The organism is Nocardia sp. NPDC001965 (genome assembly GCF_053594175.1).
This window is the reverse complement of sequence record NZ_JBSFDZ010000008.1, coordinates 143772-167820: the sequence shown is the minus strand read 5'-3', so window position 1 is coordinate 167820 and position 24049 is coordinate 143772. Positions and strand designations below refer to the sequence as shown.

18 protein-coding genes and 1 pseudogene are annotated in these 24049 nt (G+C 68.6%); 17 read left to right on the top strand and 2 right to left on the bottom strand.

All coding sequences use genetic code 11. The features are described 5' to 3' along the window. Positions 1–102: 102 nt before the first annotated feature. The 3 genes from ACWCPQ_RS15110 (at position 103) to ACWCPQ_RS15100 (ending at position 4685) form a co-directional block, all read left to right on the top strand. A complete protein-coding gene (locus tag ACWCPQ_RS15110) occupies positions 103–1626 on the top strand; it encodes an FAD-binding oxidoreductase (RefSeq protein WP_449898825.1) in 1524 nt (507 codons plus the stop codon). 486 nt (positions 1627–2112) lie between these two features. Then, on the top strand, positions 2113–4008 hold the full coding sequence (locus ACWCPQ_RS15105; RefSeq protein ID WP_449898822.1) for a CASTOR/POLLUX-related putative ion channel: 1896 nt from the start codon (positions 2113–2115) through the stop codon (positions 4006–4008). A 473-nt stretch (positions 4009–4481) separates the two neighbouring features. After that, entirely contained in the window at positions 4482–4685 is a 204-nt protein-coding gene (locus ACWCPQ_RS15100) for a hypothetical protein (RefSeq protein ID WP_449898820.1), read from the top strand. 14 nt (positions 4686–4699) lie between these two features. Here ACWCPQ_RS15100 and ACWCPQ_RS15095 read toward each other — a convergent pair whose 3' ends face one another. Next, positions 4700–5305, bottom strand: a complete 606-nt coding sequence (locus ACWCPQ_RS15095; RefSeq protein ID WP_449898818.1) for a TetR/AcrR family transcriptional regulator — start codon at positions 5303–5305, stop codon at positions 4700–4702. A gap of 88 nt (positions 5306–5393) precedes the next feature. Between ACWCPQ_RS15095 and ACWCPQ_RS15090 the strand changes: the two genes are divergently transcribed. From ACWCPQ_RS15090 to ACWCPQ_RS15045, 10 genes are all read left to right on the top strand, one after another. Beyond that, positions 5394–6578 (top strand): aromatic ring-hydroxylating oxygenase subunit alpha, encoded by a 1185-nt coding sequence (locus ACWCPQ_RS15090; RefSeq protein WP_449898816.1) that lies wholly within the window; start codon positions 5394–5396, stop codon positions 6576–6578. 6 nt (positions 6579–6584) lie between these two features. After that, entirely contained in the window at positions 6585–7358 is a 774-nt protein-coding gene (locus tag ACWCPQ_RS15085; RefSeq protein ID WP_449898814.1) for an enoyl-CoA hydratase/isomerase family protein, read from the top strand. 71 nt (positions 7359–7429) lie between these two features. Then, positions 7430–8197: a PaaI family thioesterase gene (locus tag ACWCPQ_RS15080; protein ID WP_449898812.1), complete on the top strand. Its 768-nt coding sequence runs from the start codon at positions 7430–7432 to the stop codon at positions 8195–8197. Further along, on the top strand, positions 8194–9444 hold the full coding sequence (locus ACWCPQ_RS15075; protein WP_449898810.1) for a CaiB/BaiF CoA transferase family protein: 1251 nt from the start codon (positions 8194–8196) through the stop codon (positions 9442–9444). Before ACWCPQ_RS15080 ends, ACWCPQ_RS15075 begins: the two co-directional genes overlap by 4 nt. Positions 9445–9648: 204 nt before the next feature. Then, positions 9649–11190, top strand: a complete 1542-nt coding sequence (locus tag ACWCPQ_RS15070; protein WP_449898807.1) for a class I adenylate-forming enzyme family protein — start codon at positions 9649–9651, stop codon at positions 11188–11190. Between the two features lie 99 nt (positions 11191–11289). Then, positions 11290–12735 carry a molybdopterin dinucleotide binding domain-containing protein gene (locus ACWCPQ_RS15065; RefSeq protein WP_449898805.1) on the top strand — a complete coding sequence of 482 codons (1446 nt, stop codon included), beginning with the start codon at positions 11290–11292 and terminating at the stop codon, positions 12733–12735. Further along, on the top strand, positions 12732–14963 hold the full coding sequence (locus ACWCPQ_RS15060) for a molybdopterin-dependent oxidoreductase (RefSeq protein ID WP_449898803.1): 2232 nt from the start codon (positions 12732–12734) through the stop codon (positions 14961–14963). The genes ACWCPQ_RS15065 and ACWCPQ_RS15060 overlap by 4 nt, the downstream gene beginning before the upstream one ends. Continuing rightward, positions 14960–16591, top strand: a complete 1632-nt coding sequence (locus tag ACWCPQ_RS15055; protein WP_449898802.1) for an FAD-dependent oxidoreductase — start codon at positions 14960–14962, stop codon at positions 16589–16591. The genes ACWCPQ_RS15060 and ACWCPQ_RS15055 overlap by 4 nt, the downstream gene beginning before the upstream one ends. Before the next feature lie 4 nt (positions 16592–16595). After that, on the top strand, positions 16596–18764 hold the full coding sequence (locus ACWCPQ_RS15050) for a molybdopterin-containing oxidoreductase family protein (protein ID WP_449898800.1): 2169 nt from the start codon (positions 16596–16598) through the stop codon (positions 18762–18764). Further along, positions 18761–19528, top strand: a complete 768-nt coding sequence (locus ACWCPQ_RS15045) for an SDR family oxidoreductase (RefSeq protein WP_449898798.1) — start codon at positions 18761–18763, stop codon at positions 19526–19528. Before ACWCPQ_RS15050 ends, ACWCPQ_RS15045 begins: the two co-directional genes overlap by 4 nt. A gap of 6 nt (positions 19529–19534) precedes the next feature. On the opposite strand, the pseudogene ACWCPQ_RS15040 reads toward ACWCPQ_RS15045, so the two are convergent. Next, positions 19535–19962 (bottom strand): annotated as a pseudogene (locus tag ACWCPQ_RS15040) (SDR family oxidoreductase); the annotation flags it as partial. 265 nt (positions 19963–20227) lie between these two features. On the opposite strand from ACWCPQ_RS15040, the gene ACWCPQ_RS15035 reads away from it, so the two are divergent. The 4 genes from ACWCPQ_RS15035 (at position 20228) to ACWCPQ_RS15020 (ending at position 24041) form a co-directional block, all read left to right on the top strand. Then, positions 20228–21037, top strand: coding sequence for an enoyl-CoA hydratase/isomerase family protein (locus ACWCPQ_RS15035; RefSeq protein WP_449898795.1), 810 nt, complete (start codon positions 20228–20230; stop codon positions 21035–21037). 44 nt (positions 21038–21081) lie between these two features. Next, a complete protein-coding gene (locus ACWCPQ_RS15030) occupies positions 21082–22119 on the top strand; it encodes an LLM class F420-dependent oxidoreductase (protein ID WP_449898793.1) in 1038 nt (345 codons plus the stop codon). Then, on the top strand, positions 22116–23603 hold the full coding sequence (locus tag ACWCPQ_RS15025; RefSeq protein WP_449898791.1) for an acetyl-CoA acetyltransferase: 1488 nt from the start codon (positions 22116–22118) through the stop codon (positions 23601–23603). Before ACWCPQ_RS15030 ends, ACWCPQ_RS15025 begins: the two co-directional genes overlap by 4 nt. Positions 23604–23726: 123 nt before the next feature. Further along, positions 23727–24041: a hypothetical protein gene (locus ACWCPQ_RS15020; protein WP_449898788.1), complete on the top strand. Its 315-nt coding sequence runs from the start codon at positions 23727–23729 to the stop codon at positions 24039–24041. The last annotated feature ends 8 nt before the right edge of the window (positions 24042–24049 follow it).

The window sequence follows — 24049 nt, the reverse complement described above, 5'->3', positions numbered from 1 at the left end:
GTTACGGTGCGGGGGTCGACCCATCGGAACTGCCCGGCGGCCGACGGGTAGGAGCTCCTTCGGCGGCCGGGCACCGCGCAGCCCGACCGAGAGGATCTGGACTTGAGCGAAATCTCGCGCCGTGACCTGCTCAGAACGTCGGCCGCCACCGGCGTCGGTGCGATCGTCGTATCGGGTCTCACGGCCGCAGATAAGCCGGAGGGCGCGGATACGAGCGTCTCGGAAGAGGTGGCCGTGGGCGCCCCGAGCCGAAGCCCGGAATGCCCGCCCGCGACGCTGACCGGCCATATCGTCCGCCCCGGCGACGCGTCGTACCCGCAGGAGCGACTCGGCTGGGACCAGCTCTTTTCCCACTACCCGCTGGTCATCGTCTTCGCGCAGGAAACCCGGGACGTGGTGAACGCTCTCACCTGGGCCCGGCAGCACGACGTCGCGCTGCGAGTACGCAGCGGCCGGCACGCCCTCGAAGGCTGGTCGAACATCGACAACGGCATCGTGATCGATGTCAGCCGGTTGAAGTCGGTCCGGATCGACCCCGGTGTTCATACCGCGACGATCGGTGCCGGACTCACCCAGCTCGAAGCGGTGACGGCGCTCGCGAAGCAGAATCTCGCGGTCACAACCGGAAGCGAGGGCAGCGTGAGCGTGTGCGGTGCGACGCTCGGCGGCGGCCTCGGGCCCCTCAACCGCTGGCTCGGTATGGCCTGCGACAGCCTGGTGGCCGCCGAAGTCGTCGTCCCGTCGGGTCACGACTGCGCCGAGGTGATCAACGTGGACGCGCAGCACCACTCGGACCTGCTCTGGGCGCTGCGCGGGGCGGGCAACGGTAACTTCGGCATCGTCACACAACTCACCTACCAGGTGCATCCGCTCGCGCGCCTCGCCGCTGTGCAGGCGACCTGGGATGGAACAGGGGACCTGTACGAGATCTTCGAGGCCTGGCAGCGCACGATACCGTCCGCCGACAGCCGCCTGGGCTCCGAGCTCGAGATCCACAAGTCCCAGATCCTGCTGTCGGCGTGGCTCGTGGAGGGGACGACAGCACAGGCCGAAGAGATGCTGGCTCCGATCCTGTCGGTCGGTAAGCCAGATGTCACAGGGCAGGTCGGCAACTGGGGCGATATCTTCGCGGCAGCCCAGACCCCGCTTCCGCAGGAGCCCGCGAACTGGAAGTTCTTCTCGCAGTTCGTCGAACAACCGTTCCCGAAGAAAGCGATCGACATCATCGGCGACTTCATGCGAAACGCCCCGACAGAGCAGAGCAACTACTTCGTCGATGCCTTCGGCGGCGCGATCCGGACGGAGCCACCCGGCGGCACGGCGTTCGCGCATCGTGATGCGCTGTTCTACGGCGAGATCGGCGCGGGCTGGGGGACTCGTTCGACTCGACCGGGTGTCGACGACCCGCTGACCGCGCAGGCCCAGGCCTGGACCGCTGAGTTCAGCCAGGCGCTGCGGCCGTATGTGGACGGCGCCTACGTCAACGTACCCAACGTCGGAATGCAGGAGTGGGAAATCGCCTACTGGGGGAGGCAGCGCTTCGAACAGCTGCGGCGGATCAAGGCGGAATACGATCCCCGCAACGTCTTCCGGTACGAGCAGAGCATCCCACCCGCGTCCCGGTGACCGGCAGGTCGCCACTGCTCCCCGGACTGTGAGTCGCCGGGCGGTTCACTGCCGCGGACCCGGACTCTGTACGGGCCCTCGCGCTCGGTCGGGAGCCTCGCCGGAGCTCGGTTCCCGCCGGTGCTCTGCTGATCACGAACACGCATGGAAGGCCGCCCCGGCCGATATCTCGGCGCCGGTGAAAGTTCACGGCTCGAGGACGACTGCGGCCGTCGCTGGAGTAAGCGTCATGGGTGCATACCCTGCGGGTACTCGCCGCCCGAGATGACGAGAATGCCGGCGGATCCAGCACCGCCCATATACGGCGATTCGGCCGACCGCGTCGACGCGAGCGGTCGGGCCCGACCGTGAAGGTCCGGCGAACACCTCTCGGAATTCGTGCCGGGTCTCGGCGTGGATGTTGCTTCGGTAGTGCGTGATTCGCGGCGGGCGGCTACCTTCGTCCTCGAAGAGTTGCGGTGGGTGTGGGTGTGAGTAGGGGTGAGTGTGGCCAGGATCAGAGTGCGGGATCGGCTGCGATTCTGGTTCGACCGGACGATGGATCGCGGGACGCCGGCGTTGATCGGCTGGCTCGGTCTGGCATCGGCGGTGCTGATCGGGGTGACCACGGCGCTGGCCGCGCTGCTGGCACCGGCCGACGTCGCGGGCGTCAAAGGCGGCTGGGTGGGTGTGGCGTGGATGAGTCTGCTGCGCACGCTCGATCCCGGGACCATGGGCAGCGACGACGCGACCGTGTTCAGTGTGCCGTTCCTGGTGTTGATGCTGGTGGTGACGCTCGGCGGGATCTTCATCGTCAGTTCGTTGATCGGTGTGCTCGTGACCGGGATGGAACATCGGATAGCGCAACTGCGCAAGGGCCGCGCCCCGTTGATCGAGGCCGGACATACGGTCGTGCTGGGCTGGTCGGATCAGGTGTTCACCGTGGTGTCCGAACTGGCCACGGCAAACGAGAGAACTCGCCGCTCGAGCGTGGTGGTCCTGGCCGATCGGGACAAGGTCGATATGGAGGATCAGATCCGCGCCCGGGTCGGGGCCACCGGCCGCACCCGGGTGACCTGCCGGTCGGGCAGCCCGCTCAAGCGCAGCGACCTGGAGCTGGTCAGTCCGGACACGGCCAAATCGATCATCGTGCTGCCGCGGCCGGGCGACGACGCCGATATCGACGTGATCAAAGCTCTGCTGCTGCTGAACAACCGATCGTGGCCGGCCCGGCGACCCCATATCGTCACCGCCGTCCGGCAGTCCGAGGACGTGGCCGCGGCCCGGCTGGCCACCGACGCAGACACCCTGGTCATCGATGCCGAGGACATCACGGTCCGGATCGTGGTCCAGTCGCATCGCCAGTCGGGCCTGTCCACGGTGTGCACAGACCTGCTGGACTTCGCCGGCAACGGCCTCTACCTGCGGGCCGAGCCCACCCTGGCCGGACAGACCTTCGGTGACGCACTCAGCGCCTACGACACGAGTTGTCCGGTGGGACTGCGCCGCAGCGACGGGACGGTGGCGGTGAACCCGCCCATGGACACTGTGATCGCCGCGGACGACCAGATCATCGTGCTCGCCGAAGACGACCTGCTGGTGGAATTGGCGGCCGAGCCGGTGCCCGTGGTCACCGAGGCCGTGGTTCAGCTTCCCGACGACGCCCCCGGCCCCGCACCCGACCGGACCCTGCTGATCGGGTGGAACTCACGCGGCCCTCGTATTCTCGGGCTGCTGGACGAGTACGTCGCCCCCGGCTCGGTGCTAGACATCGCTGCCCCGCAGCCCCCGCCCGCTGATGTCACCGACAGTCCGCGAGCCAATCTGATTGTCGGCTATCGGGCCTGCCGGCCGACCAGCCGGCGCTCGCTGGAAGCGCTGAACCCGGGCAGTTACCAGCACGTCATCGTGCTCACCGACGATCTGCTGGAGGAGGATCGCGCCGACGACCGGACCCTGGTGACCCTCTTGCATCTGCGCGACATCGAAGTCCGGCTCGGCGATCCGTATTCGATCGTCACCGAGATGAACGACGATGCGAACCGGGAGATCGCGCAGGTCACCAGAGCCGACGACTTCATTGTCAGCAGTAAATTGATCAGCCTGCTGCTCACTCAGCTCGCGGAGAACCGCCATCTGCATGCGGTGTTCACCGATCTGTTCGATCCCAGCGGTTCGGAGATCTACCTCAAGCCCGCCGCCGACTACGTCACCCCCGGCGTAGAGGTCAATTTCGCCACCGTCGTCCATGCGGCGCGGTTGCGTGGGGAGGCGGCGATCGGCTACCGGCTCCATCGCTACGCCGGCCGTCCACCGGCCTACGGTGTCACTCTCAATCCGTCCAAGGACACCACGATCACGCTGTCCGCCATGGACAGCGTGATCGTGGTCGCCGAAGACTGACTCTCCTCCGGGAGCCGCCGACGGCACTGTCCGGGGGCAACGACCGGGCGAGAGCACCGTCGGCAACGACCGGCTCGGCGCTGCCGACGATCCGGAGGGAGCGGATGTCGCAACCCTCGGCAGTCGCGTTGCCGGGGCCGCCCGGTCCAGGGCGCCGATGATCGTGGCCGGATCGCCGGCGCAGCCGGTGCCGACGGGTCATACCTAGGGAACGGCACTCCGATTGCCGATGTGTGCCTTCTACCTATACGACGATCCTCGTTTCGTCGGCGGTCAGCGACTGCGACCGCGGCGGAATCGAGGGGTTTTCGCCGAGTTCGGTCGCGCTCCACGCCGGAGCATGTGCGAGGCCGCCGACGAGAAGCCCGGGCCGGCCGGGGCCCGGAAGATCGAATGCCGGCCTCCGCAGTGTGGGGAGATCGGTGACATGGAAGCGGTGCAGGGATGTATGGGGCGGGTCGATGCTGGTTTCTGTGACGCGTGGGGCGGCCGGGCGCCTGCACGGGCCGGGCGCGGTCACCGGCAATATCCATGCGGCCACCGGCACTGTGACGATGCGGCGCTACGAGGGTCGGGTGTCGAACGCGTTGTTCGTGGAGCGCTCGGAACCGGGCAGTGCCCTGTTCGGGACCTATCGGGGACCGGGGAACAGCCCGCGGCCGCCCGCGGGCTCGTAACCGGTCGGGCACGCTCACACACCGCGCGGGACCAGAGCCGGTACCACGAAAGTGCGGATCTTCTCGCGCATCCGGTCCAGTGAGCTCGCTTCCTCGGCGCCGCGGCTGATGTACATGATCTCTATCTCGGAGATCCATTCGCAGACCAGCCGCAGATCCAGCTCCGGCCGGATCTCGCCGCTGCGCTGCGCGGCGGTGAGCACCGGTTCCCAGAGTTCGTAGGTGAGCTCGACCGCGCGTCCGGATTCGGTGAGCAGCTGGGTGGACAGGATCATCTCCTCCGGCGAGACCAGGCGGTGCATCATCGGGTCGAGCATGCCCTTGCGGATGTCCTCGCAGATTCCTTCGACCAGCTTGTCCTCGATGCCCGGCCAGCGCGCGATACCGGCGCGGGCCGGACCCATGTTCGCCCGGGCCCGGCGGGTCACGGATTCGGCGACCAGTGAATCCCGGTCGGTGAAGTAGCGGTACACGGTGGCCCGGGAGACCGACGCCGCACGTGCCACATCTTCCATGGTCGTCTTGGTGATGCCGTAACGGGCGAAGCACGATTCCGCCGCGACCAGGATGGCCGACCGCGCGTCGGTGCCGTTCGCCGTCCTCGTACCGCTCGCTGTCACGGTTCGCACCGTACCAACGATCAACATAATCGAAAAGCTTTAGATAAGACACTAGACAAAATTTGTAACACGTGCCACGCTCGGACGTATGGAGCGCGAGGAGAAGATCAGGCTCACCCAGCGGCTGATCGCTCATGTGGACAACGACACCACCGACTACGCGGACGATCTGCTCCGCGTGCCCTTCTCGGTGTTCGACGACCCGGAGCTGGCCACCAAGGAACGCGAAGTGGTGCGCCGGTTTCCGCATATCGTGGCGCACGTCGACGAACTGCAGAAGTCCGGCGATTTCCTGACCACCGAGCTGATCGGCACTCCGCTGCTGGTGGTGAAACAGAACGACGGCAGTGTGAAGGCCTTCTCGAATGTGTGCCGGCACCGTGGTTCGAAGGTCGAATTCGGTGAGTCGGGGTGCAAACGGGTCTTCTCCTGCCCCTATCACAACTGGTCCTACGGTAAGGACGGGTCGCTGCGGGGGCTACCGCACGCGGACGGATTCGAGGGTATGGACCGCTCGGAATACGGACTGGTCGAATTCCCGTGCGAAGTGCGGCACGGATTGATCTGGGTGGTGCCGACCGTGGGCGCGGAATTGGATATCGCCGCGGTGCTCGGCCCCAAACACGACGCCGAGGTCACCGATACCGGGATGGCCACCTCCCACCAGGTCCGCAAGGAGACCTGGCGGCTGGGCATGAACTGGAAGATCGCCGTGGACGGGGTGCAGGACTCCTATCACCTCTGCCAGCTGCACACCAAGACGGTCTGCAACTACCTCGAGGGCAATATCACCGCCTTCGACCCGGTGGGCCGGTCCTGGCGGCTGGTGGTGGCGCGCAAGGCGATCACCGAGGTACGCGACGCCGATCCCGACAGCTTCGATGTGCGCGACTACTCGCTGGCGAACTACACGGTTTATCCGGGCACCATGCTGGTCACCGAGCCCAACCATTTCGAGATCTGGACCATCGTCCCGGACAAGGAAGACCCCAATGTCAGCTACTGCACCATCCGGCTGCTCTCACCCCGCAAACCGGAGACACCACGGGAGGAGCGGATCCTGGAGAAGAACTGGGAACTGCTCATGGAAACCCTGCACGCCGAGGACTGGTTCGTCACCAAGACGATCACCGACAATGCCGCGCACGGACAGGTCCACGAATTGATCTACGGCCGCAACGAACTGCCCGGTCAGATATTCCACAATATGGTCGCCGCCGATGTCGCCACGCTCGATCGGGAGCGTACGGCTGCGCCGGTGGCAAGCCGGTAGCGCGTCGTGAGCGACGACGATCTGCGCACGGACCGGCCGGCTCCGGGGGTACTGCGGCTGACGCTGAACCGGCCCGCCGTGCGGAATGCGATCACCCTGGACCTGCAGCGGCGGATGGACGACGAGCTGTCGGTGGCCGCGGCCGACGATTCGGTGCGGGCGGTGGTGCTCGCCGCAGCGGGGGACCGGGCGTTCAGCGCCGGATACGATCTGGCCGAACTCGCCGCGCTGACACCCGCACAGGCCGTGGCCGCGACCGCTGAGCGCGAGGAGCTGCTGTGGCGGTACGTCACCTTTCCCAAACCGACCGTGGCGGCCGTGCACGGCGCAGCGCACGGCGCGGGCACCATGTTGGCCGTGTGTTCGGACCTGCGGGTCGGCGGCGCGGATACCTCGATGGCAGCCTCCGCCGCAAGATACGGCGGTGTGAACCTCACTTGGCTGCTCGATTCGCTGATCGGCGGGGCGCACGCTCGTGACCTGCTGTTGACGGCGCGCGAGGTACGCGGTGCCGAGGCCCATCGGATCGGGTTGCTGCATCGCTACGCGGTCGATGTCGCCGCGGCCGCGGTGGATCTCGCGCAGCTGATGGCCGAGCGGCCCGCCGCGGGGTTGCGGGAGATCAAGGCGCTGCTGCTGGCAGGTGCGGGCCGGAGCCTGCGTGACCGGTTCGACCGAGAGAACGCCGCGGTGCGATCGAACCTGGCGGAGCAGCCGATATCCGAGATGTTCTCGTCGTTCTTCGCGAGCCGGAGTCGGGTTCCGGAGGTCGAGGTATGAGTGTGCCGGGCCCCGAGGCGGCGGCGCACCATGACCGGGTAGGGCCTCCGCTCGGGCCGCATGAGGACCGTGTGCGTGAACTGAGCGCGGAGATGGTAACGCAGCGTGACCACACCCGGCGCCCGTTCGGGCCGGAGGAGCAGATGGCGAACGGCCCGGGGGTACGACCTGGGCGTGACCGTGTCGGGGCCCCGGGTGGGTCGCGCGCGAATGACCCGAGCTGGGACGATCCATTCCTGCCGACCCGGGAGTCCGGCGACGAATACGCCGGACTCGTCCGGGCGCTGCGGGCTGTTCAGGAAGCGGTCACCAGGAGTCGGCCGACTCCGGCGGTCGCCGCCGCTGCGGGTGCCCGCCTGTCCGAGATCGCTACCGGGATGCGGGAATTCGAAGTCGACGAGGATTGCCAGACTGCCGGAAAACGCTGGGATCTGGCCGGGCGCGGGCACGCGCTGGCGCCGCCGCTGCATCTCGACGAGATCACCGCGACCTCGGCGCGGGGCCGGGTCACCGTGGGGCGCTTCCACTCCGGGCGGTATGCGATGAACGGTGGTGTGACACCGTTGATCTTCGACGAGATCCTGGCCCGGCTGGCCAACCACGGCCGGCCGTGGGCGCGGACCGCGCATCTCGGTGTCGATTTCCGGGCGCCCGCGCCGCTGCACACCGAACTGACGGTGACCGCCCGAATTGTCCGGCAGGAGGGCCGCAAACGCTTCCTGCGCGGCGCTCTCCACCACGGTGACCGGTTGCTGGCCGAAGCCGACGGTTTGTGGATCGAGCTGAAACCCGAACAGACACACAATATTTCCGACGGACAGGAAGGAGCCGGGCAATGAGCGGCTTCTCGCTGCTGAACGGCGTGCGGGTACTCGAGGTGGCCCAGCTCGCCCCCTCCTCACTGGGTGGCCATCTGGCCGATCTCGGTGCCGAGGTGATCAAGGTCGAAGCCGCGCCGGGCGGCGATCCGGTGCGGGTCGGCGGTAGTCGCGCGGTGGGCGAGCCGGATGGTCCGGCATTCATGCATCTGCGCTGGAACCGGGGCAAGAAGTCGGTGGCACTCGATCTGCGGACATCGGAGGGGAAGCAGGCGTTTCTCGATCTGGCGCGCTCCTGCGATGCGGTGATCGAGGGGATGCGCGGCGGCTATCTGGACTGGCTCGGTATCGGCTTCGACGCATTGCACGCCGTGAATCCGAGAATCGTCCTGTGCACCGTATCCGGGATGGGCACCGACGGCCCGTACCGCACGCTGGGTACCGGTGGTCCGGTGTTCGACGCCTATGCGGGTCTGCGCGCGGTGACTACGCCGGACGAGCCGCCGGTCACCGGTATCGCCGGTTCCACCAGCCCGCCGATCGCCATGTATGCGCTGGGTGCCTACGGGGCGATGGGGCTGCTCGCGGCGCTGCACCGGGCGCGCACCACGGGCGCCGGATGCCGGGTGGAGGTGTCCGGGATCGATATCGCGGCGGCGTGGATGCCGGATCTGGCGGACGCGGAGCTGAACCGTGACCGGTCGATGCCCCGACCGACCTGGTTGCCGGACGGGCGGTTGCCGGACTGGCCACGGCTGGAGGCCTACCGGACCAAGGACGGCGCGGCGATTCTCTTCGGCTCCCATGTGGAGAAGTTCTGGCGCAATTTCCTGCTCGCGGTGGGGCGGGACGATCTCGTCGAGGTGGACCTGACCGGCACCGACGACGAAGCGCCCGCGCGCGCGGATCTCGTCTGGCGGGCGCTGACCGAGATCTTCGCGCAGCGCACCCGGGACGAGTGGGTGCGGTTGTTCGTCGAGCACCAGATCGCCGGCGGCCCGGTCAATACCGTGTCCGAGATGCTGGCCGATCCGCACTTCCGGGCGCGGGAGAACACCTATCGCGTCGAGTACGAGGGCGCCGGGGAGCTCGAATTCCTGGTGAGTCCCGTCCGGGTGGCGGGCGAGGAGTTCGCGCCGGCTCTTCCACCGGTGGTGGGGGTCGATACTGCGCGGGTGTTGCGTGAGATCGCGGGATATGACGACGAGCGGATCGCCGCGGCTACCGCTGGGCTATCGATAGGCGCGGGGGCCGCCACGGAGGGCTGAGCCGGCCATTTCGCCTAGGACGACGCCCCGGTGGGCATTTTCACCGCGGGTGTCGTCGGCGTGCGCGCGGGTGGATGCGGGTATATCGCCGAAATCGGGTATTGCTCCAGCTATCTACAGGTGTTAGGTTTACGGCACGCAGTGAGCGCGATCACATCGCCCCTGTCTACGGCCGGCGTCTCCGGCGGATCACGAGGAGTTCAGATGAATCTTGCGGACTTGACTCGCTATTGGGGCAAGACCCGCCCGGACCAGCAGGCCATCGTATTCGGCGATACCGTCGAGACCTGGGCCGAAGTGGACGCGGTGACCGACGCGCTCGCACGTGGTCTGGCCGCCCGCGGGGTCGGCAAGGGCGACCGGGTCGCGGTCATGATGCTCAACCGCCCGGAACTGGCGCACGTCATCTTGGCCACGCTCAAACTGGGCGCCATCAGTGTCCCGCTGAACTTCCGGCTCACCGCCAAGGAGCTGGCCCCGATGGTGCTGGATTCGGCGCCGCGGGTGGTGATCGTGGAGGACGATTTCGCGCCCCTGCTGGAGGTCGCGGCCGAACAGGCGGAATTCGAGACCTTCGCGATCGGTGGTGACGCGCACCGTCCGTACCGGAACCTGCTCGACTCCGGTCCGGCGGCGCGGGTCGAGATCGCCGGGGACGACGCGGCCTTCATCTGCTACACCTCCGGCACCACCGGGGTCCAGAAGGGCGCACTGGTCACGCATCGGAGCGCGATGGCACCGGGTATCTCCCAGACCGTCAGTCACGGGTTCACCGCCCGCGACCGGGTCCTGTGTTCGGCACCGCTGGTGTACACCGGCTCGGTGCTGTCGATCTTCATGCAGCTGGTGGTGGTTCCGGGCGCGACCATGGTGCTGCTGCGGGAATACGATCCGGAGATCGCGCTGGACACTCTCGAACGTGAGCAGATCACCGCGACCACCACCGTGCCGGTCATCTGGGAACGGATGACCACCCTGCCCGATTTCGGCTCCCGGAAGCTGGCGAAGTTCACCTACGCCGGTACCGGCGGTGCCCCGGTGAGCCTGGACCTGGTCGATTTCTATCGTTCGCACGGGATCCCGCTCACCCAGGCCTACGGTCTCACGGAGGCGTCGGGCATGGTCTCCACGCTGAGCTTCGCCGATGCTCGCAGCCGCCCCGGATTCGCCGGGCTGGCGCTGGTCGGCACGCAGGTGAAGATCGGCGATCCCGGGGTCGAGACACCGCCCGGTGAGGTCGGGGAGATCCTGGTGCGCGGCGAACACGTGATGCGCGGGTACTGGAACAAACCGGAGGCGACGGCGGCCACCCTGGTGGACGGCTGGCTGCGTACCGGCGATCTGGGCCTGCAGGACGAAGGCGGGTTCCTCAAGATCGTGGACCGGAGCAAGGACATGCTGATCTCCGGCGGCCTGAATGTGTATCCGGCGGAGATCGAGCGGGCACTGCACGCGATCGAGGGGCTGGTGGATCTCGCGGTGATCGGGGTGCGCGACGACCGGTGGGGCGAGGTGCCGATGGTGGTTTTCCACAGTGAGCGGCCCGCGGCCGAGATCGTCGCCGATATCGCACATGTGTCGTCGACGGATCTCGCCAAATTCAAACGACCGAAACATGCTGTGGCACTGAGTGAACCGCTACCGCGGACCTTCTCGGGCAAACTCGCCAAACCGATTCTGCGGAAGCGGTTTCCGGAGGTGCCCGCCGACGCGGTCGCGGTCGAGGGCCGACCTGCGGGCGCATGAGATTGCGCTCGTGGCCGACGGTCGTCCGGTGGGCGCGAATCCGGCCGGGACGGCGTGATGAGGGGTCGTCCGGGTCGGGAGCAGACAAGGGGGATCCCGGTGGCCACCGACGGTGAAACCGATACCTCCGCACGGCGTTGTGTCTCGTACTGCCGCCTGTGTGCCTCCTCGTGCGGAGTACTGCTCGATATCGAGGACGGGCGCATCACGCGTGTTCTCGGCGACGCGCAGCACCCGATCTCCGGCGGCTACGCCTGCCCCAAGGGCCGGCGGGCCGGCGACCTCGTCCACGGACCGGACCGGTTGACGAGCTCATTGCGTCGTACCGGTACCGGTGCGCACACACCGGTACCGGTCGCCGCGGCGGTGGACGAGATCGCGCAGCGGCTCCGCGGCATCGTCGACCGGCACGGCCCGGACGCGGTGGCCCTGTACATGGGAACCCAGCAGAATTTCGCAGCCCTCACCCCGCTGCTGGCCCGGGCCTGGTTCCGCGGTACCGGCTCGCACAAGTTGTTCTCCACCATGACGATCGACCAGTCCGCGAAATGGGTGGTCGCCGACGAGATCCTCGCGCCGGGCCCCGACCGGGTGCGCGCGCTGATCGTCTCCGGCGGTAATCCGGCGGTGGCGCTACCCGGGCGGGCGAAGACGCTGCGTGCGCTGCGCTCGCTGGATCTGCTGGTCTGCGTCGACCCCCGGCTGTCGGATACCGCCCGGCTGGCCGATTACGTCATCGCCCCGACGACCATGTACGAGCGCGCCGATCACACCGCGATAATGGAACCGTTCTTTCCGCGTCCCTTCGCCCAGTACACACCCGCGGTACTGGATCCGCCGCCGGGGACGATCGACGACCGGCGCTTCTTCTTCGGCCTCGCGGTGGCGTCCGGGCAACCGGTGAAGTTCGCCGGCCGGATTCTCGACCCGGACCGGCCACCCACCTCCGACCAGTTGCTGGCGATGATGACCGAACGCGGCCGGGTGCCGTTCGGCGAACTCACGAAAGCACCGCACGGTCGTCGGGCAGATATCGCAGGCGCGGTGGTCGGCCCACCGGTGCCCGGTGCCGCCGGGCACCGCCTGCGGTCGATGCCGGGTGATGTCCGCGCGGAACTGCGGGCCGCGCTCGGCGAACGCGTTGGGGCAGAGCGCTTTCCGCTGCGCCTGACGGTCCGCCGCATCCGGGAGGCCGTCAATTCGACCGGTGTACGGGTGCCCGGCCCGGTACCCGGGGCCACCAACCCGGCCGCCCTGCACCCCGACGACCTCACCGCCTACGGACTGGTGGACGGTGCCGCGGTCATCGTGCGCGGCGCGGCAGGCCGGGTCCGGACGACCGTACGTGCCGACGAGACGGTCGCCCGGGGCACTGTGACGATGACCCACTGCTTCGGCTCCCTCGACCCGGACGAGGAGTCCGGAGTGAATGTCAATGCGCTGACCGGCACCGCCGGGGCGCAGGCGATCAACGCGATGCCGACCTTGACGGCCGTCCCGGTCGCCGTCGAACCCGCGCCGCGAACGACCCCGGAGGCGATATGACGACTCTGCGCGGCGCACACCGTATCTGCCCGCTGTGCGAATCGACCTGCGGCCTGCTCGTGGATATCGACGATCGGCGGATGACCCGGATCACCCCCAATCCGCGCGATGTGTTCAGTGCAGGGCACAGCTGCGCCAAGGGTCTCGGTCTGGGCGCGCTGGAAGCCGACCCGGACCGGGTGCGCACACCGCTGCTGCGGACCGCCACCGGGGATTTCCGTACGGCGAGCTGGGAAGAGGCGTTCGACGAGATCGCCCGCCGGCTACCCGAATTCGTGACCGGAGATCCGGGCAGCTGCGCGATATATCACGGAAATCCCGGCGCGCACCATCTGGATACGACCTTCTACCTGGGTGAGCTGATCGCCGCGCTCGGTACGCGCGGTATCTACTCGCCGGCCAGCGTCGACACGTGGCCGAAGAACCTCGCGCATATCCTGTTGTACGGCACCGGGCTGGGGTTGAGCCTGCCGGATATCGACCGCACCGACCATCTGCTCATCCTCGGTTCGAATCCCGTCGTGTCGAACGGTAGTACTGTCACCGCACCCGGTATGGCCGACCGGTTGCGCCGGCTCCGCGCCCGCGGCGGCACCCTCGTCGTGGTCGATCCCGTGCGCACCGATACCGCTGCCCTCGCCGACCTGCACGTGCCCATCCGGCCCGGCACCGACGCCCTGTTCCTGTTCGGGGTGCTGTCGGTGATCGCCACCGAGCGCGCGACCCGTCCGCGTCGGATTCCGGAGCAGGTATCCGGGGTGGCCGAGGTGCTGGAACTGGCGCGGGAATTCCCGCCGGAGGTGGTCGGCCCGGCCTGCGGTATCGAGCCCGAACTCGTGCGCCGGGTCGCCCGGGAGTTCGCGTCGGCCGATTCGGCCGTGGCGCATTCCCGGATGGGTAGCTGTATGCAGGAATTCGGCACCCTCGCGAACTGGCTGGTCGAGGTGGTCACCGTCGTCACCGGGAACCTGGACCGGCCCGGCGGCGCGATGTTCGCGCTACCGCCCGCCGGTGGGCCGAACACCTGGCCGATATCCACCGTGCGCCCGATGATCGGCCGGTGGCGGTCGCGGGTGCGCGGGCTGCCCGAGGCCATGGGGGAACTACCCGCGGTATGTCTCGCCGAGGAGATCCTCACCCCCGGACCGGGGCGTACGCGCGCCCTGATCACGGTGGCGGGTAATCCCGCGCGATCGTTGCCGAACACCGGCCGTGTCGAAAAGGCGCTGCGTGAGCTGGAATTCATGGTGTCGGTGGACTGCTACGTCAACGAGACCACCCGATACGCCGATGTGATCCTGCCACCGCCACCGCTGGCGACCCGCGGGCATCACGACGTGACCCTCGCGCATTTCCAGATACGTAATGTCGCGCGCTACACACCGCCGCTGCTCGACCTCGCTGAGGGAGAACAGGCCGAATGGCAGATCCTGCTGCGTCTGGCCGCCCTCGCCCAGGGCGAAACGGGCCGGACGACGCAGGAACTGGACGACGCGGTCGCCGCGGTCGCCGCGCGCCGGGCCGCGAAACTGGCCGGCGCCGAACTCGACCGGGTCCGCGCCGCGACCGCCGGCCGCCGCGGGCCCGAACGGCTGCTGGACCTGCGGCTGCGCAGTGGCCCCTACGGGGACCGTTTCGGTGCGGTGCCCGGCGGCCTGACCCTGGCGCTGCTCGAAGCGAACCCGGACGGGATCGACTACGGACCGCTGCGCCCGCGTCTCCCCGACGTGCTGCGCACCCCGGACGGCCGGATCGATCTGGTCCCGCAGCGGATCGTCGCCGATATCGCCCGCCTGCGCGCGAGTCTCGCGCGGCCGGTCCCGGATCTGCTGCTGATCAACCGGCGGCAGCGGCGGGCCATGAACTCGTGGCTGCACAATGCTCTGCCGCAGCCCGACGACGGCCAGTGCGCGCTGCTGATGAACCCGGCGGATGCGGCGAGGCGTCAACTGGTCGACGGGGACCGGGTGCTGGTCGGCTCCCCGGTCGCCACCGTCACCGCGGAACTGCGCGTCGACACCGCGCTGCGGCCCGGCGTGGTGAGCATGCCGCACGGCTGGGGGCATCGCGGCCCCGGGCTGCGGACCACCCGCTCGGCCGCCGCGCCGGGCGCCGACTACAACGCCCTGGTCGACGATACCGCCGCCCTCGAGCCACTGACCGCGGCCCCGATCTTCAACGGGGTGCCGGTCACCGTCACCCGCTGCCGCGAGGAGCACACCCGATGAGCTATGTGATCACGCAGAACTGCTGTAACGACGCCACCTGCGTCGCGGTCTGCCCGGTGGACTGTATCCATCCCACCCCGGCCGAACGGGCGTACCGGAGCACCGAGATGCTCTACATCGACCCGGCTACGTGTATCGACTGTGGGGCCTGTGCCGATGTGTGCCCGGTGGACGCTATCGCATCCGCCGATATGCTCCGGCCCGAGCAGCAGCGCTACCGCGACCTGAATGCCGAGTACTTCGAACGCAATCCGCGCGAAGCCGCGCCGGGAGCACACGTTCAGCCGCTACCGCTGTCGATCGCGACCGCCACCGAGGGAGTACCCGCGCCGCTGCGGGTAGCCGTTGTCGGATCCGGTCCCGCCGCCTTCTACGCGGCGGAGGAACTGCTGTCCCGGCGCGATATCGCCGCCGAGGTCACCATGCTGGAGCGGTTGCCCGTGGCCGGTGGGCTGGTGCGGTTCGGTGTGGCTCCGGATCACTGGCGCACCAGAACGGTGGACCGGGTCTTCGCACGGACCGCGCGCCGCGCCGGGTTCGGTATGCACCTCGGGGTCGAGGTGGGGCGGGACGTGACCACGGCGGAACTGCTGCAATACCACCACGCCGTACTCCACGCATCCGGTGCGGCCGGGGATCGGCGGCTCGGTATCCCGGGCGAGGAACTGCCGGGCAGCCATTCCGCGCGCGAATTCGTGGCCTGGTACAACGGCCATCCCGAGCACGCCGCTCGGCGCTTCGATCTGTCGGCGCGGCGCGCGGTGGTGGTGGGCACCGGCAATGTCGCCCTCGATATCGCCCGCCTCTTGGTCATGGACGTGGAGCGGCTGGGCGGCACGGATATCGCGGACCACGCGCTGGCCGTGCTGGCCGAGAGTTCGGTGGAGGAGGTGATCGTGCTCGGCCGGCGCGGCCCCGAACACGCGGCCTGTACCACTCCGGAACTGTTGGCGCTGGGTTCACTACCGGGCGTGGACGTGCTGGTGGACGGCCCGGTGGCCGCCGGTCCGGGCGCGCCGACGAAGCTGCGGGCGCTGGCCGAATATGCCCGGCATCGGCCGACCCCGGGGAACAAGCGGATCGTGCTGCGCTTCGGGTCCACGCCGAGGGCGGTCGACGGCAGCGAGCATGCCGAGGCGCTGACAGTACGCGGCACCGAGACCGGGACAGTGGAGTCGATCCCGTGCGGCCTGGTGATCCGCGCCGCCGGATACCGGGGCCTGCCGATCGCCGGCCTGCCGTTCGACGAGCAGACGGCAACGGTCGTCAATATCGCGGGCCGGGTGACCGATCCGGACAGCGGTGACCCGGTCCCCGGTCAGTACGTGGCGGGCTGGATCAAACGCGGCGCGACCGGAGTGATCGGAACGAATCGCTACTGTGCGGCTGAAACGGTGGCCACGCTGGTGGCCGATCACCGGCTCGGCCGGCTGCCGGCACCGTCGGCGACCGGCGATTTCGCGGCGCTGATCCGCCGTCGGTGCCCGGACGCGTTGAGCGGTGCGGACTGGCGCGCGATCGACCGGTACGAGCGGCAGCGCGGGCAGGAAGCGGGGCGCCCGCGGGTCAAGATCGTCGACTCCGTGGACGCCGCCCGGATCGCCGCCGCCGATCGCGTCGAGGGGTGAGCCGGTGACATCCGAACAGATCCACACGTTCTGCCGTATCTGCGAACCGGGTTGCGGTCTGCTGGCCGAGGTGGCGGACGGGAAGGTGACCCGGCTTCGGCCGGATACCGAGCATCCGGTGCACAAAGGCTTCTGCTGTCACAAGGGTGTGCACTACCTCCAGGTGCACGACGACCCGGACCGCCTCGACCGCCCACTGGAACGACGCACACTTCGCGGTGCGGAGCCGGCCGGGTTCGAGCCGGTCGACTGGGATATCGCCCTCCGCGATATCGCCGCCCGCATTCAGGACATCCGTCGTCGGTACGGACGCAATTCCCTGGCTGTCTATCAGGGCAATCCGTCGGCGTTCAACGGCGCCTACTACGCGAACGCGGCCCGGATCGCGCGCGGTTTCGACACCCGGATGCGTTTCAGCGCCGGAACCCAGGACACCTCCGCCAAATACGCGGCCAGTGAGGCCGTGTTCGGCGCGTCGATGGCCCACCCGATCCCGGACCTGCTGCACACCCACTATTTCCTGTGCCTCGGCAGCAACCCGGCCGTCTCGCATATGACCCTGCTGCACATCTCGGATCCGATGGCCAAGATCCGCGCCGTCCGCGCCCGCGGCGGCACGGTGCTGTTCGTGAACCCGCGCCGGATCGAATCCTCGACACCGGACACCGGTGAGGTGCTGCAGATCAAGCCGGACACCGATTTCTTCTTCCTGGCTGCACTGCTGCACGAGATCGTCTTCCGGATCGGGTTCGATCGCGCCGCCGTCGAACGGCACGCCCGCAATATCGACGCTCTGCTCGACTTCGTCCGCCGTTATCCGCCCGATCGAGTGGGCGAGGTGACCGGTATCGCGCCCGAGACGATCCGCCGGGTCGCCGTCGAGTTGTGCGCGGCGCCCAGCGCGAGTGTCTATATGGCCACCGGCGTCAACCAAGGCCGCCTGGGCGCGCTCGCCTATTGGATGCTCACGATGGTGAGCCTGTTCTCCGGCAATCTCGGCCGCCGCGGCGGCAATATCTACTCGCGCGGTATCGCCGACGCGGTACGGGGTTCGAAACGCCGCCGCACCGACCCGTTCTTCGACAGCCCGCTGGGCGAGCTCCGCACCGTGAGCGGCGACCTGCCCGCCGCACTGCTCCCGGAATTCATCGAACAGCCCGATGAACCGGTCCGCGCCCTGATCGTCGTCTCCGGCAACCCGCTGCTGTCGGTGGGCGGCGAACAGCGGCTGCGCCGGGCGTTCGAGAAGCTCGAGCTGATCGTCACGATCGATCTGTACCGGACCGTCACCGGGGAGATGGCCGATTACGTGCTGCCCGCGACCGATTGGCTCGAACGTGCCGATATCAACTTCCTGAGCACCCTGGGCGTGGCCTTGGAACCGTACGTGCAGTACACGCCCGCGGTCGTCGAACCCGCGGGGCAACGGCGCGACGACTGGTGGATCCTCTCGCGCATCCAGCAGGAACTCGGCGTCCCGACCCTGCTCGACGACCCCGACCCGGACCCGTTCGCCCCCATCGACGCCGTCCTGCGCGCGGCCGGCACCGCCCTGGACCGGCTCGCGGCCCGGCCGTGCGGCACCGAGGTCCTCCCCGAAGCCGACCCGGCCCATGTGTTCGAGATCGCCGTACAGCACGACGACGGCCTGATCGACTGCTGCCCGGACCTGTTCCGCCGCGCCTACGACACCGCGGAATCGATCCTCACCGAACTGGCGGCCGAAAGCCCCGGCCAGCTGAAGCTGATCACCCGGCGGACCCACCATATGGTCAACAGCTGGCTGCACAATCTCCCGGTCTTCGACCAGGAGATCCATCAGGGCAACCCGCTGTGGATGCACCCCGACGACGCGCGACACCGCGGATTAGTCGAGGGCGACCCGGTTCTCGTCCGCAATCGATACGGGGCGGTCGATGCCGTATTGCAGTACGACGAATCACTGCGCACCGGTGTCGTCGCCCTGACGCACGGCTGGGGCCAGCACCGCGCCGGTGGACTCGGCGTAGCTCGGCGCAAGGCCGGGGTGAACGCGAACCATCTCGCGCCCACCGGCCGGGCGGGCTACGACGCTCTGAGCAATCAATCCCATCTCACCGGGATCAACGTCGAGGTGCTGCGCGAATACCGGTCGTTGCCCGTGGAACCGACAGAGACGAGGTCGAGCCGATGACAGCCCGGGACAGCGGAGAACCGGGATCCACCCCGCATCGGGGAGTCGCGATCGTCACCGGCGGCGGCCGGGGGATCGGGGCCGCTATCTCCCATCGCCTGGCCGCCGACGGGTTCGCGGTCGCGGTGAACTATTCGGCGAGCGCGGAACACGCGGAAGAGGTGGTCGGCGAGATCACCGCTTCCGGTGGCCGGGCGACCGCCGTCCGCGCCGATATCTCCGACGCCGACCAGGCCGCGGCGTTGATCGCCACGACGACAGCCGAACTGGGCGCGCCGACCGTCCTGGTGAACAACGCCGGGATGAACCTCGCCGGCTCGGCGCGTAAACAGTCGCCCCGGGAGTGGGACCGGGTGATCGGCGTCAACCTCAGCGGAGCGTTCTACTGCACCCACTCCGCCCTGCCCGGAATGTATGAGAACGGATGGGGCCGAGTGGTATTCGTCAGCAGTCCGTCCGGCAGCCGCAAACCCTCGCCCACCATGAGCGCCTATGCTGCGGCGAAGGCCGGCCTGCTCGGCATGACCCGCACCCTCGCGCTCGAGGTGGCCCGCCGGGGCATCACCGTCAACGCGGTGATGCCCGGATTCGTCGAAACCGACATCATCGCCTCCGGCGGCCCGGACGCGGTGGACACGCTCGCGGCGAGTTGGCCCCGCATACCCGCGGAGTCGATCGCCGCGACGGTGTCGTTCCTGGTGAGCGACGAGGCGCGGCATGTGTCGGGGGAGGAGGTCGGAGTCTGGCTGGGTGGCCCGGTGTAGCCGTCCTCAGGTGGCCGCGGTGTCCTCCTCGAAGGCCATCGCGACCCGCGACAGTGTGCCGCCGTCGGTCGTCGGGACCGTCGGGCCCGATAGGTATGCCGATTCGTCGGAGGCCAGGAACAGGGCGACATTCGCGTTGTCCCGCAAGCTCGGTGGTCGATTCAGCTCGAGCGGAACAGGAGATACCGCGGGATCCCAGGGCCCGGCGACCTCCTCGTACGACCGCCCCACGACCGGTGCCCCGGCCGGGGCGAGGAAGTTGGGTGACATTCCGTGGGGCCGGCGCATTCACCCGGATGCCGTACTTGCCGAGACCGAGCGACAGCCCCCGCACCGGGCCGTTGACGCCCGCTTGCGTCGCGCTGTAGATCGCGGCCGCGGGTTGGGCGATCAGGGACGCGGCCGAGGAGGCGCGCGACCACGGCGCCGCCGCCCGGATGCTGGCCTTTAGTTGTCGATGCCCGGCTTGCTCGGGAGTCGGCGCCGGGCATTCGGTGTGGTGCGGTGTATGCCCGGCCTCGCTCAGGTCGGGCGGCTCGCGGCCGGTGTTGTGTGCCGGCGCCAGGAGTGGGGCCGCGCGGGTGGAAGTGGCCGTGAACGCGGCGGGCCTTGAGGAATTAATCTAAAGGCGTTAGCTTTAGTCGCAGCGGCCCGATTCGATGGAAGGGCTGTGCCAGACCGTCCGAGGTGATGCGATATATGTCCGACCTGATCCAGACCGAGCGACCGCGGCCGGGTGTGCTGCTGGTGCGCCTGAATCGTCCCGATGCGCTCAATGCGATGAACACCGATCTCATCGCAGCGCTGCACGGCGCCCTGGCCGAGGTACGCGATGATTCCGCGGTGCGTGCCCTCGTGCTCACCGGAAACGGTAAGGCGTTCTGCGCCGGGCTGGATCTGCGTGGCTACGGCACGCCACCCGGTGCGGCGGAGGGCGAGGGACGGCCGCAGGCCGGTCTGCGGGTGCAGCAGCACATCGCCTCGCTGGTCGAGGCGTTCCGGGGGGTGCGTGCGCCGGTGATCGCCGCTGTGAACGGTGCCGCCGCGGGCGGTGGAATGGCGCTGGCGCTCATGGCCGATATCCGGATCATGGCCGATACCGCGGCGCTGCACGCCTCCTTCATCAAGCGCGGGCTCTCGAACTGCGATATCGGGGTGAGCTGGCTGCTGCCGCGGATGATCGGCTTCTCCCGGGCGGCGCAGATCCTGCTCACCGGCCGCTCCGTCGATGCGGCGGAGGCCGAGCGGATCGGGATCGTCTCGGCGGTGGAGCCCGCGGATCGCCTACTCGACGCGGCCCTGGACACCGCCGAGGTCATCGCCGGAAACAGCCCGTTCGGGGTGTGGATGACCAAAGAAGTCATGTGGTCCAACCTCGAGGTGCCGAGCCTGCGTGCCGCGATCGACCTGGAGAACCGCACCCAGATCCTCAGTGCCATGACCAAGGACCATCGCGAAGCCGTGCATTCATTCCTGGAAAAGCGCCCGCCGGTCTACCGCAACCACTGACAGGACGACAGTTGTGACCGAACCCCGGAACGGCAGGTGGTGAGATGAAGGTCGGAATCGCGGCCGGATACTGGGGCGCGGGACCGCCGCGGCGGATGGCGCAAACGGTCGCCGAGGCCGAGGCGCTGGGCGTGGACAGCTTCTGGACCGCGGAAAGCTACGGTTCCGACGCCCTGACGCCACTGGCCTGGTGGGGCGCGAGCACCGAGCGGATCGCGCTGGGTACCTCGGTGTGCCAGATCTCGGCCCGTACCCCGACGGCACTGGCGATGGCTGCGCAGACCATCGACCACCTCAGCGGTGGCCGGTTGATCCTCGGTATCGGAGCGTCCGGCCCCCAGGTGGTGGAGGGCTGGTACGGCCGGCCGTACCGGCGGCCGCTGGAACGCACCCGCGAGTACGTGGAGATCATGCGCGCGGTATGGGCGCGGGAAGAAGCGGTGACGTATCGAGGCCGGCACTACGAGCTCCCGTACCCGGGCGGCACCGGATTCGGTAAACCGCTGAAATCGATCGTGCATCCGCTGCGCCGTGACATTCCCGTCTATCTGGGGGCCGAGGGGCCCAGGAATGTGGCCTTGGCCGCCGAGATCGCGGACGGCTGGACCCCACTGTGGTTCTCCCCGAAGAGCGACGATTTCTACCGCGCCGCGCTCGCCGACGGCTTCGCCCGGCCCGGAGCGCGCCGGACAGCCGCGGATTTCGAAGTGGCCAATGTGTGCTGGCTGGTCGAGCACGACGATGTGGAACGCGCCGCGGCCCGGCTCAAACCGGTGATCGCGCTGTACGCGGGTGGGATGGGTGCCAAAGAGGCCAACTTCCACAACGATGTGTTCGTCCGGATGGGCTGGGGCGAAGCCTGCGCGGAAATTCAAGAGCTGTACCTGAGCGGCCGGATCGACCACGCGGCGCAGGCGGTGCCGACGGAAATGGTGGAGGACGTGGCGCTCATCGGACCGGTCGACAAGATCTGTGAGGACATCGTGAATCGCTGGCAGTCCACGTGCCTGACCACCCTGATACTCGGCGGCTGGCCGCGGCCCGAATCCCGTGAGCGGATTCTCGAGGCGGTGCGGTCGTGACCTTGGATCCACGTACCCCGGTACTCGTCGGCGGCGGCCAGATCAGTGACCGCGCGGGTGGCCGCGAACCGGTCGATCTGATCGCCGACGCGGCAGTGCGCGCGGCCGACGAAGCCGGCAGCGCGAAACTGCTCGAACTGGTCGACTCGGTACGGATCGTCGGCTTGCTGTCGTGGCGCTACCGCGACCCCGGTGCGCTGGTGGGCGCCCGGATCGGCGCCGAACCCCGGCACACCGGATACACCGGCAGCGGCGGCAGTACGCCGCAAGTGCTGGTCAATGCGGCGGCGGAGGATATCGCGACCGGGCGGGCCGATATCGTCCTGATCGGCGGCGCCGAATCGTGGCGGACCCGGATGAAGTTGCGCGGCGAGGGAATCCGGCCGCAGTGGACGGTGCAGGACGAATCGGTACCGGCCGCGCCGATCCTCGTCCCCGAGGTGCCGATGCGTTCGGATACCGAGATGCGGGCCGGGCTGGACCGGCCCGCGTATATCTACCCGATCTTCGAACAGGCCCTCCGGCTCGGTGCCGGCCGGTCCCGCGCCGAGCACCGCGCCGTGATCGGCGCGTTGTGGGCCGGGTTCAGCGAGGTCGCCGCGCAGAACCCGTATGCCTGGACGCCGCGGGCGCATACCGCCGCGGAGATCACCACGCCCGATGCCGCGAACCGCTGGATCGCCGCTCCCTATACCAAGCTGATGAACTCCAACAATATGGTCGAGCAGGGCGCCGCGCTGCTGCTGTGTTCGGTGGAGACGGCCACGAGACTCGGTATCGCCCGGGAGAACTGGGTTTTCCCGCAGTCCGGCACCGAGGCGCACGACACCTACGATATCGCCGCCCGCGGCGCCCTGGACCGGTCACCGGCCATTCGCCTCGCGGGCGCCCGCGCACTCGAACTTGCAGGGGTCGGGCGCGACGATCTCACCCATATCGACATCTACTCGTGTTTCCCCTCGGCTGTTCAGGTGGCGGCCCGCGAATTGGGCCTGGCGACCGGCGATCCGAGCCGGCCGTTGACCGTCACCGGCGGGCTGACATTCGCGGGCGGTCCGTGGAACAACTACAGCACCCACGCGATCGCGGCCATGGCGACCCGGCTGCGTGAAGCTCCGGGGACCTACGGTCTGGTGACCGCGAACAGCGGCTATCTGACCAAACACGCGTTCGGCGTGTACCGCACCGAACCTCCGCGGGCCGGGTTCCGCCGCGACGACGTGCAGGCCGCGGTGGATCGTGAACCGACCGTTCGTGCCGAACCCGGGTACGCCGGGTCCGCCACGGCCGAATCGTGGACCGTGGTCTACGACCGCGCGGGGGAGCCCGAACGCGGCTTTCTCGCCGCACGCACGCCGGGCGGCGGGCGGACGCTGGCGTCCACCGTCGAACCCGAGGCCGTGGCCCGCCTGGTGGCCGCCGAGACGGCGGGGGAGCCCGTCGTGATCTCCGCCGACGGAGATTTCCGGTTCGAGACCGACTAGCCGGGTCGTGGTAGGGCCTCGAGCTCGGACGTTGACCAAAAATACCTAACGACATAAGGTAAAAGTCGAAGGGTTCCCGAGTCGCCGACAGGGCGCCCCCCGGGGGGAGCGAGGAGAAAACATATGTCCGCGGAGGATTTCCGTACGCTCTACGAGCGGCACGTCGGCTACGTCGTCGCCGGCGATATGAAGGCCGCCCTGGCCGATATGGTGCAGGAGAATCTGCCGGCCGTCTTCGAGGGCGTCACCGTGCCCCGGGGCCTGGTGACCGGGTACGAGATCAAGGCCGTCCGGGCCGAGGGCGATAAGCAGATCGGGGAAACGGTCTACGACACCCCCGCCGGGGTGATCGGCCTGCGCTCGATCTGGGAACTACGCGAGGGTGTCTGGAAGGCCGCCGAGCTGGAGAACTTCCCGGTCGCCGGGGACCCGGCATGAGCGGGTCG